We start from the raw sequence: 9660 nt of genomic DNA, 5'->3' as shown, positions 1-9660 counted from the left end.
CGCCCGTCGAGTACGAGACCAACCACTACATGAAATCCACAAAACCCCAGGTCACAACCACAATCTGAGATCTCTACCGAACCCGGGGCGGTTCAGCATGCGTTGGTGACGATGCTGGGATGGATTATGAGATTGAGACAAGTCGGAGCATCGTCTCAGCCTGGAGTGTGGCGCGGCTGCCGTTCGAGCCCAGGGGATGGCAGCGTAGGTTCCGGGATGAACTGCGACTGGCGCTGCGGGCGCTTGAGCCGGAGGGTGGGCACGGGCTGATAGCTGAGTACGACGCCCCGGACGACGCGTTCGTCGATGTGGAAAACGTTCTGCTGTACAACGTCGGAGCGGGGGCCTATGGGCATCTGCTCGGTCCGGGGCTGGTCTGCCGCCGCGGCAGCAGCACCGACGGTCGGCACCATCTGCGCTACGCCCTCGCTTCGGCCATACCTGATCCCGACCCAGGAGCCACTTGCGTGATCGGTGATCTCGCTGCCGACCTTGGCGACGTGCTCCCGCGGACGCCAGGGGAATGGTGGATGCGACTGCGCCCGCGCACAACGATACGAACCGGAAGGCCTACGGCCGGGCGAGTGGCAGACTCATTCGTGCTGGACCTGTCCTTGGCGGGTCCTGACCTTCCCGGTCGGCGCTCGGCAGGTATCGTCAAGGCCCTACTCGACGGCGTGGTCAGCTGCTTCCACGCCCACGACGCCAGCGCGCCTGACGTGCTCCTTCCGCGATTGGCAAGCCTCGCCCTTCCCAACCACGTATGGGATCTCGTCTGTGAGCCATCCACTGCAGTCCTCGGAGTGCGGCCTCTGGTCCGCCCACACGGCAGAGGCATCGCGTGGAACCCGGCAGACGAACGCTGTTACGCCTTCCGCGTCGCCTTCACCCATGGCACCCGGTGGAAGGTGCACGCCCAACTCCGCGTCCACGCATAACCGGGCGGCGAATAGGAGCCTTGACCTCAATTCACCTGCGGTCGTGAATGCGTGATGAGTTGTTGATCGTCCTGTTTGTTCTGCGGGGTCGCGGAGTTCTGGAGCGCGGTCGGCTCCAGTGCGTCCCGTTAAGCAGTGGCCGGACGGGCGGTGCCGCGGGTCGTGACCTTGACGGAGGCGGGAGCTCGGGCAGAGGCCGCGCTCCCCCGCCGCTCGGCACATCCGCAGGCTGCTCCGGAACGCCGTGTCTAGCCTGCAGTAGGGGCAGGCGACGATGATCGGGTCGGTCAGGGCTACCCGGGCCGCATCGGCCCGGACCGCGTGTGGTGCCCCACAGTCGCGCGGCCGGAGCGAGTTGCCGCGCAGTTCAGTCGCGCCCCCTGTTCAGGAGAGCAGAATCGCGGCCTTGTCGGCGGCATCCCAAAGAGTCTTCATCTCCAGCACGTTCAGGTTGAACTGGGAGAAGTGCCCGTGGTAGCTGCCCCAGACCCAGAGAGGTTGGGTGCTGGTGCTTCCGTACTTGTCCTGAGCAGGCCCCACCCCGATGATCGACAGCCCTTGGACAGAAGACTGTCCGAAGACCTTCGCCGCCGCGCGGACAGCCGTCTGGTTCTCCCCGTGAACCATGGCGTCAACCCCAAACGGTGCCAGGGAAGCACCCGACGAAACGGTGATCGTCACGTCCAGGGCCTTCCCGCTGCCGCGCACCTGAACTTTCTTCGTACTGGGATCAAGGCACTTGAGACGGGCTTCGACGGTGCCCTTGGCACAGTGGACGTGGCGCTTCTTCACCGAGGACGGTCGCTCGGTCGCTGTCGCAGCCGCCTTCCTGTGGCCGCTCGCCGCCGTCGAGTCACCGCGTTGCTCTGTGGCACATCCTGTCAGCAGGGCTGCGAGCAGCGCCGCACAGGCAAAGCGGGAGATGTGAGGTCGAGACATACCGCACCTTGATACTTGGATTTCACATGATCTTCACGTCTTATACACGCACCCCTGTCACCTGAGCAAACGTCGCTCAACGACGGCCCTTGCCCGACGGTCCTTTCTGCCTCAACCGGTTGTCGTTCTCCCCCGCGCTGGCCGTCACCTCCCGCCACAACCTCGTCGGCGGCGCGCCAGAGGAACATGCTGTGCGGGCGCGGATGGGGGCGACGCCGTTCCACGAGACGAATACGACGAAGCCGACCCCTGCCGCTGCGGGCACACAAAGAGGTGGGAGACCAGCTGAGCAGGTTTGGCGAACCAGGTGAGCGGGGGTGGCGATTTCAGAGAGCGCCATCACCGGAATGGTGCCCGGGTACCGGTGTCGGCATGGGCGGAGTCGGCTGACGCTCGCCAAGTCGGCCGTGGCCTACAACTCGGGCACCCTAAACCGGTCCCGGGAGGCCGGCGTGCAGTGGATGCAAGCGTTCGATGGCGCCGGGCGCGGCTGGACCAACCACCAAGACCCGGACAAGGCCGCGAGGACGCTGCGCACCATGGAGGACGCCGCCGCGTGGCCCATCTCCCAACCGCGGTGCGGGCGGGCGTTCGGACCGCCCGGCGTCACTGCCGAGGCGTGAGCGTCGGACCTTCGGCCCGAAGCGACACGATGTGTGTCGAGGTCGTATCCGGCGCCGGCCGATGGTCCTTCCGCAGCAGATCACCCTCGGCCTGGTACGGCAGTGTGAGTCTCGGCGCCCTGCCAGATCCCGTTGTCCCACCAGATCACCGAGACGTCGAAGGCTCCTTCTACGGTCGCGATTGCCCAAGGTTCGACCGGAGCGGCTGCGCATACAAGGAAGGTGCGATCGATGGACCGAGCCAGACCGAAGCGGATTTCCGCTGTGCGCGTTGCGGCCTCGCGCAGATCGAGGTACGTCGGCTGCTCGGCGTGCAGCACCTCGAAGAGGTGGGTGCCGTTGTCGTTGGAGCGGATGATGTCCGCGGTGGTGCTGTCTTCGGGTTTCCCGCTCTCCCAGAGCTGAGCAAGGAGGTTGTGCCGCAGCCGCTCGTGGACGGAGTCCCTGCGGTCGGCTGCTACCGCCGCCTGCAGGAACTCCTGGAAGTCGGATGACGGAGTCGAGGTGGCCGATTCGGCAGGTGTAGACGACATGGCGGGCAGTGTTTCCTCGGGGGTGGGGGCAGCGGGGGACGTGGGCTCGGCTGAGGGTACGACTGCGCTCGACGCCAGGGGGGTGTCCCCGAGTACGGCGGGGAGAGCAGCGTGGTGGACGACGCTGAGCGTCTGGGTGCAGCGCGTCAGCGCCACGTACAGAGCCCGCAGACCGGATGGTGTGCCGGCCGAGATGGCAGCGGGTTCCACCACCACGACGTGGTCGAACTCGATGCCCTTGGCCTCTGCGGGGTGCAAGACTGGTACGGGTATGGTCGGCGATGCCTGCGCGAGCGTCTCCCGCAGGGCAGTGATGAGCGTGTCGTCCTGCGGGGCGATGACGGCGGTGGATCTCCCGTCCTGCAATTCGGTTATCTCCATGACGTGCAGTGCGGTGGCTTCCGCGAGCAGGTCCGGGCCGGTCACCTGTGCCATGGTCACGGTCCGGCCGTCGTGCCTGGGACGGACAGAGCGCGCTACGGGCACACGGGGTGCGGCGGCCCGGGCGAGGGGCGCGACAAAGTCGGCGACCTCCGGGGGCAGGCGGAAGCCGGTCTTCAGGACCTCGACGGTCCATGGCGAGCCGGCGGTGAGCAACGTGACCAGCTCGCGCCACGACTGGTACGCGTGCGGCCCGGAGGCCTGGGCCAAGTCGCCGAGTACGGTAAGCGAACCAGAAGGGCAGCGGCGGCCCAGGGCCCGCGCTTGCATAGGCGTCAGGTCCTGTGCCTCGTCGACCACGATGTGGGCGTATGTGCGACGGCCGTCGGATCCGTTGAGCAGCCATTCCAGTTCATCGAGGCACACGAGGTCGGAGGCGGTCCACGCGGTTTTCTCAGGCTGCGCGTGCCGGAGGGTAGGGAGTTCCTCGGTGGTGAGGAGCGGCGCGGCATCTGCCAGCAGCTTCTGGCTCTTGAGGAGTTTGGTGTAGACGTCGGCGGCGTTCAGCCGTGGCCACACCCGCTGGATGAAGGCGGCGACCTCCTTGCTGGCCAGGATGTCGTGCGGGGTCGCGGTTGGTACTGAGAGCAGTAGGTTGCCCGCGAGGCGCAGCCGGAAGCGGTCCTGACGGGCGTTGAAGGGACCGGCCTCGCGCACCGCCTCTCGGGCGAGCGCGAGCAACGGGGCGACGTCGGTCTCGTAGCGGCGGCCCTTGCACGTGAACCAGAACAAGGTGCGCTCTCCATGAGCGTCCTCGACAAGGAGCGGGTCTACGCGTGAGCGGTGTGGCCGGCAGTGGGCCTCGACTGCGCGGTGCAGGGTGTCGGCCATCCGGTCGTCGCCCTTGAGGAATTCCGCCTCGGACGTGTCCATCGCCGTTGCCGTCCGGTTGCTGTCGCCGGTCAGGAGCCTGTCGAGGGTCATGGTCGCCACGGATCCACCGCCCAGAGCGGGCAGGACCTGCCCGGCGTAGTCGAGAAAGCCCTGGTGCGGGCCGACGACGAGGACCTCGTCGGCCGTGCAGTGGTCGTTGTCGAGCAGCCACATCACCCGGTAGAGGCCGACGGCAGTCTTGCCAGTACCCGGACCGCCCTGGATGACAAGAGCACCCGGACGCTGGTGGGCCACCAGAAGGAGTTGTTCGCGTTGCACCGTCTCCACGATGTCGCGCATGGTCCCGTCGCGCGGCAGGTCGAGGTCGTCGACCAGCAGATCGCGTAGCGAGGGGGCAGTCGCCTCCTCGGTCGGCTCCGTACCCGCCTCTACCCGCGCGTCCCCTTCAGGGTCGGATGTCCCGGACGGTGGAGCGTCCACGACACTCTCGTCTTCCACGGCGGCGGATATGAACTCCGACTCGTAGTTGTGCAGCAGGAGTTCGTCGAAGTAGCCGCTTACTCGTCGCGGTGCGTGCTGCTTGAAGCGGAGTTGACGCCGCAGCAGGACCTCACCCGGGTCGTCCTCGGTCGCCAGGCGCCATTCGACGGCTTTCTGTGCAGCCGAGGACACCACGACCAGATCGCGGTCCTCGTTCCACACGGCCTGCCGTCCGACAAGGAACGATTCGTCGGCACGCGTGCCGACGCGCATGAACACCAGGGGGTTGTCGCGGTCTGCCCGCTGGTCCGTAGGTGTGCCCGAAGTACCCGGTGCAGGCATCTCGTTCTGCTCGCGGTAGGCCGTGTCCACGGCGGTATCATTCGTCGCGCGCTGTTCGATGCACGCGTACGCGAGATCCACGCCCTGCTGTTCCTGGGCTATGACCGCGCCCCGCCGGGAATTTGCCATACGCCCCGCTCCTGACCCTGGTCGGTGGTGGCCGCGAGCCGCGGTATCTGCGTCTCGCGGGTGATCGTAGATTCCTTCACGCTTCTTGCGCTCTTTCGATGCAGAATCGCTACAGGGCGCCCTCGGCCGGAGGTGGAAGCCGCAGCGGGTCACGGCTGAGTACGGAGTGTCCGGCGCGTGGGCTCCGCGCGACCGTCACAGGACACCGTGGCTGTCAGCGACGGATGTGGACGATCTCTACCTCGGCATTCGTCGCGCGCAGCCTGCGGACTGACTGGAGCACGTTCGGCCCCTGGGCGGCGATGGCGGGAGGTGGATCGGCCGAAGACTGGCCTCGGCGCGGCCGGCCGGTTCAAAGCCAGCCTCGTCGACTACCGGTGTCCATGTATATCCCCTCCCGTGCAGCGTCCCGAAGGGTGTTGCGCCGGGCACATGCCCGTACCCCGGCGGACGAACTATCAGGGACCCGCTGGTAACAAGCGGTCAGGGGACCAATACTTGGACTAGCTCGCCGACCTCCGCCCGCCAGGCACGAACCTGGTCGTGCGTGGGGCCGATCTCGTACTGGTGGTAGTGGCACCCCAGACACAGGTGCGACCAGACGGCCTTGGCCCGGCGGGCCGTCTCTGCCGCTGTGTAGCAGCGCAGGTAGAGCAGCTTGGCCCGCGTGGTGGTGCCAGCGAGCCCCGGCACCGCGGCGTTGAGAGTGCGGTCGACGGCGATCTCCAGGGCGGTCCGCAGGGCGAGGGAGGCTCCGCGGTGACGGCCGGCAGACGTGGCGCCCAGGCAGTGGCCAGCGATCAGCCGGTCGGCCGTCAAAAGAAGGTCTTCGATGGAGGTGCTGGGGATACTCATCACGCCGTCACCTCCGGCTTGCGCACCTTCTGCGCGATGGCCTCGATGTCGTTCACGAAGCGGTGAGGGACGGCGATCGGCGTCCCGGTGGCGTGGGCGCCGTTCTGGCACTGCTTGAGGAGGTCCACCGCACGCGGTCCGCAAAGGGTGCGCAGCTTCTGGTAGACGTCGCCGGTCCGCTCAGCGTCGCTGAACAGGGCCAGCGCAGCAACCTTCATCAACTTGTCGGCGTCGGTGACGGCGGCCTGCAGCGCGTGCTCGGGACCGCCGGAGCGGTGGTGCCGGATCCAAGCGGCCTCGATGAAGGCGTTCTCCAGGGCGATACGGCACAGGCTGGGCAGCACATGGCTCCGTGCCGCCGCCGGCAGGTCCGTGGTACTGGCAAGGGCCCGCGCGTCGTCGAGCGCCTGCCGCACCGGATCAGTCACCGGCTTGACCTTCACCTTGGACGACTCGCCCCGCTCAACCTCGAACACGGTCACCGGCAGCTCCTGGCTCGTGAATGCGCGCTGAAGCCGGGTGTCGTGGGTGAACACGACCACCTGCCGGTGCTCGCCGAGCTCGTGCAGGACCCGGGCGAGCCCGTTGACCTTGGCGGGGTCCATGGACTGCACGGGATCGTCGATGACGATGAAGCCGAACGGGCTGTCGGCGGTGGCCGCCCGGGGCAGGAACAGGGACAGCGAAGAGGTCGCTGAGCGGATGGCAGAGGTGTACGCGGTCCGACTGCTCGACGCCCTCGACGGGGCAGGCCCTCATGTCCGGAGCCACGACGGCCACCGGCTGACGACGGCGCGGTGACCATGCAGCCGCAGCGAACGATGAGCCGTGCAGTGGCCGTGTCCCTAGTCCAGCGCCTGTTGGACGTCGTTGCCGACGAATCGGAAACAGGCGAGATCCTCGACGCCCTGGAGCGCGGACTGGTGTGCCCCCACATCAGCGACTACATCTACTGTGACTCCGACCAGGAGTTGAGCGCCAAAGAGATCGTCGACCGGGCCTTGGCATACAAGCCGATCGCCCTCTGAGCTCTAGCGCGGTAAGAGTTTCTCTACTTCATCAAGGGCTCGCTTCGCTCGCCGTCGCTCCCGGCCTCCCAAGCTGCAAGCAGTCCGATCGGAGATCCAAGGTGCCGCGCACAGCGCGGCGGCGCCGGTCGGTCGCCGCCGCGCCGCCCCTCCTTGCCTTCGTCACCGGGGCCGCGCGCCGTCGCCCGCCCGCGCCCACAAGGGGGCGAAGACCAGACCGGGGCTAGGCTGAGATAGCACAGCCGAGGTCAGAACAGTGCCTCCGGCGGGGGATCGGCCGGCACCGGGATGGCGGGGGCGCCGTTGCCGACTGCGGGACGTAGTGGTGTGCGCGGGGAGCTTCCATCCCGTCCACCGCCGACCCAGGCAGAGCCGAGCAGACGCGGCCCCTGGCGTCCAGGTCGTTCGTACAGTGGCGCGCTCTACCTGGACGCCAGGAACCACGCCCGCTCCACGGTGTGTGGGTCGACGGCGGACGGGATGGAAGCTGGGACAGGTAGTGGGGGGTGCAGGGTGGATGCCGGGTGCACCTGAGCATGTCAGCAGGTCGACAGTCACGCCATGAGTGGCTGTACACTCCGCCAGCAGTGGCGGGCGGCTCAGGAGCCCAGGGGGAGGTCATGGTGCAGACGAGTGACCGCGAACCTCAGCGGATCGGAGCGTGGCACGTTCTGTTGAACGTTGCAGCCATGCACTTGAGCGGCGCTTTGCTACTCATCGGCTTGTTCCAGATTCCGGCCGTGTCCATGGCAACGTACGGCCAGGTATTCGGCCTGATGGCCTGGTTCCTGATGTTCCATGTCGCCATCCAGATACCTGTCGGCATCTTTGCCTCTCGCTGGGCGGTTCGCGGTCAGGTACTCAGCGCTGGCTTGGTCGCGTTGGGATTGGCCACCTCAGTTACCTGGGCGCTCTACTGGTACGCCGACCGAGATCCGTCGATGTTGGCCTTGTGGTGGCAGAGCTGGGGTTGTCTCTGCGTTTCCTTGAGCAGTTACGTGTGGCTATGTGCCTTGCGCCGCTCCACTGTCCAACGGCTCACTGAACGACTCAAATGGCATCTCGGCACGCTCGCCATGTGGGCTTTGTTGCGTCCACCACGGCGTGGTTCCCACTGATAGGCGAAGCGCCACGTCCTCTCGGATGTGCGCCGTGCCCCGCTGGGCGAGGAGCAGCGGGCGACAGCGTGACGTGCAATCGGCGTCCTGGGTGGTACCGACCGAGCCCGGCTGTACAGCAGCGAAGTACAGCAACCACTGCGACCACGGACGACCGTTGCCCATCCCAGGCGACTGGTTAACCAGCTCCGTAGGCCTCAGCGACCTTGGCGCCCGTAGTTCGCATCGAGGAGACACGGCGCAGCTCTCGGGCCGTGCCAGAACGGGCGGGGACTCACGGGGAATCTGGGCGCGAAGCGGGCAGTATGGCCGCACTGCGCCAAGCCAGAGAACCCGCAGCTCGGGCCCGTGATCGCCCAACCTCGCTCCTAAAGCGGTGTTTCTTTGGCAATCCGTGGCCAGCCAGCGCAGGCCACCAGTGCACTGCCGTCCTCGGTGAAGTAGCACAGGAAGGTCCATTTCTGATCGGCAGAATCGATCAGCCCTACGCACACCGGCCGGCCATGCTCGCGGAGGAGCTGCACCATTCGTTCCAGCCCAAGGGGTTCGACTCCGTGCTGCCGCATGCGCCGAAGTCGGCGTGCAAAGACCCCGGCATGCTGCTCTGCGGGATACGTCGTATCCGACACGCTGTAGGTGTCGCCGCTGCGGAGGGCGGCCAGAGCAGCCGCGGACGCCTCGTCGTCACCGGCCAACAGCTTCTCCAGCAAATGCCGTTCCATGGTCACCCCCACCGGGATGCTGCGGTACAACAGCCAGGTACCGCAACCCCAGTAACCGCCCTCGTCCGGTAGCGCCCCTCCGGGGCCTGGTAGCGACCAGAATGGCCATCACTGACCGATCCGGCTAGAGCTACGGATCAGAAGGTGTCCGTGCCCCTGTCGTGCCCGATCGGCCGGGAACTGGCGGGGAACCCCGGATGCTGGCGGGCAGAACGCACGACAACGGCCCCTGACCGATTCACCTGGTCAGGGGCCGTTCATCTGCGGTGGGTGTGGGATTTGAACCCACGGTGACATCGCTGCCACGACGGTTTTCAAGACCACTTACTTGGTGGCAGCTCCCGCCCAAGCCGCTCGGGCCGTCACCGAGCCGTGCGAGAGTCGCCGAAGGTGGCCGGTGACGACAGGTGACCACGGGCGACGAGGGTTCACCGGTGCCGTCCACGCCTGGCCCGATGTCACCCGCACAGCAAGCCCCCTCTCAGAGCCACGTGGGCCGGGGGAGGGTGCTCATGGACGGCCAGCGCAGGCGTGTGACCCGCTTCCGGGGTCAGCGAAGCATCCAGTAACCGAACAGCGGGAAGCCGGAGGTCGGAAGGCCTACGGACGCGGCTCCGAAGCTGACGGCGTTCTTGGCGGTCACACCCGATGACGAGCCACGCAGACTCCACACGGCGC

General features: G+C 67.0%; 9 protein-coding genes, 1 tRNA gene and 1 pseudogene. 5 read left to right on the top strand and 6 right to left on the bottom strand.

Annotation, left to right across the window (positions count from 1 at the left end; genetic code table 11):
- Window positions 1–119: 119 nt before the first annotated feature.
- Window positions 120–938 (top strand): hypothetical protein, encoded by an 819-nt coding sequence (locus tag ACIBB8_RS36605; protein ID WP_366689153.1) that lies wholly within the window; start codon window positions 120–122, stop codon window positions 936–938.
- Between the two features lie 384 nt (window positions 939–1322).
- Here ACIBB8_RS36605 and ACIBB8_RS36600 read toward each other — a convergent pair whose 3' ends face one another.
- Window positions 1323–1730: a hypothetical protein gene (locus ACIBB8_RS36600; RefSeq protein ID WP_398959596.1), complete on the bottom strand. Its 408-nt coding sequence runs from the start codon at window positions 1728–1730 to the stop codon at window positions 1323–1325.
- 599 nt (window positions 1731–2329) lie between these two features.
- Between ACIBB8_RS36600 and ACIBB8_RS36595 the strand changes: the two genes are divergently transcribed.
- Window positions 2330–2500 carry a hypothetical protein gene (locus ACIBB8_RS36595; RefSeq protein WP_398959594.1) on the top strand — a complete coding sequence of 57 codons (171 nt, stop codon included), beginning with the start codon at window positions 2330–2332 and terminating at the stop codon, window positions 2498–2500.
- 80 nt (window positions 2501–2580) lie between these two features.
- On the opposite strand, the gene ACIBB8_RS36590 is transcribed toward ACIBB8_RS36595, so the two are convergent.
- The 3 genes from ACIBB8_RS36590 to ACIBB8_RS36580 form a co-directional block, all read right to left on the bottom strand.
- Window positions 2581–5259, bottom strand: a complete 2679-nt coding sequence (locus ACIBB8_RS36590) for a HelD family protein (RefSeq protein ID WP_398959592.1) — start codon at window positions 5257–5259, stop codon at window positions 2581–2583.
- 483 nt (window positions 5260–5742) lie between these two features.
- Window positions 5743–6114 (bottom strand): hypothetical protein, encoded by a 372-nt coding sequence (locus ACIBB8_RS36585; RefSeq protein ID WP_398959590.1) that lies wholly within the window; start codon window positions 6112–6114, stop codon window positions 5743–5745.
- Window positions 6114–6719, bottom strand: coding sequence for a hypothetical protein (locus ACIBB8_RS36580; protein ID WP_366689148.1), 606 nt, complete (start codon window positions 6717–6719; stop codon window positions 6114–6116). Before ACIBB8_RS36580 ends, ACIBB8_RS36585 begins: the two co-directional genes overlap by 1 nt.
- 79 nt (window positions 6720–6798) lie before the next feature.
- Between ACIBB8_RS36580 and ACIBB8_RS36575 the strand changes: the two are divergent.
- The 3 genes and pseudogenes from ACIBB8_RS36575 to ACIBB8_RS36565 all read left to right on the top strand — a co-directional run.
- Window positions 6799–6915 (top strand): annotated as a pseudogene (locus ACIBB8_RS36575) (NUDIX hydrolase); the annotation flags it as partial.
- Between the two features lie 32 nt (window positions 6916–6947).
- A complete protein-coding gene (locus tag ACIBB8_RS36570) occupies window positions 6948–7142 on the top strand; it encodes an e9imm peptide (RefSeq protein ID WP_398959588.1) in 195 nt (64 codons plus the stop codon).
- Window positions 7143–7762: 620 nt separating this feature from the next.
- Window positions 7763–8260 carry a hypothetical protein gene (locus tag ACIBB8_RS36565; RefSeq protein WP_398959586.1) on the top strand — a complete coding sequence of 166 codons (498 nt, stop codon included), beginning with the start codon at window positions 7763–7765 and terminating at the stop codon, window positions 8258–8260.
- Window positions 8261–8628: 368 nt separating this feature from the next.
- On the opposite strand, the gene ACIBB8_RS36560 is transcribed toward ACIBB8_RS36565, so the two are convergent.
- Complete coding sequence (locus ACIBB8_RS36560) at window positions 8629–9012, bottom strand: hypothetical protein (protein ID WP_398959584.1); 384 nt, start codon at window positions 9010–9012, stop codon at window positions 8629–8631.
- A 232-nt stretch (window positions 9013–9244) separates the two neighbouring features.
- Window positions 9245–9336, bottom strand: a tRNA-OTHER gene (locus ACIBB8_RS36555).
- Window positions 9337–9660: the final 324 nt, after the last annotated feature.

The sequence above is a fragment of the Streptomyces sp. NPDC051286 genome (assembly GCF_044455345.1).
Taxonomy (GTDB): domain Bacteria; phylum Actinomycetota; class Actinomycetes; order Streptomycetales; family Streptomycetaceae; genus Streptomyces.
The sequence above is the reverse complement of the archived record's forward strand: the minus strand, read 5'-3'. Positions and strand labels throughout refer to the sequence as shown.

Coding starts and splice junctions, on each gene's coding strand:
- ACIBB8_RS36605 (WP_366689153.1), top strand. CDS start 120: ATGGATTATGAGATTGAGACAAGTCGGAGCATCGTCTCAGCCTGGAGT.
- ACIBB8_RS36590 (WP_398959592.1), bottom strand. CDS start 5,259: ATGGCAAATTCCCGGCGGGGCGCGGTCATAGCCCAGGAACAGCAGGGC.
- ACIBB8_RS36585 (WP_398959590.1), bottom strand. CDS start 6,114: ATGAGTATCCCCAGCACCTCCATCGAAGACCTTCTTTTGACGGCCGAC.
- ACIBB8_RS36580 (WP_366689148.1), bottom strand. CDS start 6,719: ATGGACCCCGCCAAGGTCAACGGGCTCGCCCGGGTCCTGCACGAGCTC.
- ACIBB8_RS36565 (WP_398959586.1), top strand. CDS start 7,763: ATGGTGCAGACGAGTGACCGCGAACCTCAGCGGATCGGAGCGTGGCAC.